The 421-nt window shown below is 61.0% G+C and carries 1 protein-coding gene; it reads right to left on the bottom strand.

Annotated features, from left to right (window positions below; translation table 11 throughout):
* Nucleotides 1-337, bottom strand: a 337-nt coding sequence (locus ASV53_RS24680) for a recombinase family protein (protein ID WP_141226355.1), incomplete at its 3' end; no start/stop codon positions are given.
* Nucleotides 338-421 lie beyond the last annotated feature (84 nt).

Below are 421 nucleotides of genomic sequence, written 5' to 3'. Positions count from 1 at the left end.
CCCCCATCACCGACAGCATCAGGTTGGCCATCGGCGAGTCCTCGCCAGTGAACACCAGGCCCTCCTTCAGGAACTCGATGCGCACGCCGCGTTGAGTCAGCTTCTGTACCAAGCGACGCAGGTCATCGAGGTTGCGGGCCAGCCGGTCCATGCTGTGCACCACCACTGTATCGCCTTCGCGGACGAAGCTCAGCAGCGCTTCGAGCTGGGGGCGCTGGGTGTCCTTGCCCGATGCCTTGTCGGTGAACACCTTGCTCACCTGTGTCTGTTCCAGCTGGCGTTCCGGGTTCTGGTCGAAGCTGCTGACCCGGACGTAGCCGATGCGGTGCCCCTGCACGATGTCTCCTTGGTTGAAGGCGGCTTAAGTGCTCCTTCTGTTCAGTTGTGCCTCAAACCCCGTTTCTGTCTGGCTGAAATCTAT

Origin of the sequence: Photobacterium sanguinicancri (assembly GCF_002265265.1) — a bacterium.
Taxonomy (GTDB): Bacteria; Pseudomonadota; Gammaproteobacteria; order Enterobacterales; family Vibrionaceae; genus Photobacterium; species Photobacterium sanguinicancri.
Note: the sequence above shows the minus strand (reverse complement) of the source record. Positions and strands in the feature narration are given on the sequence as shown.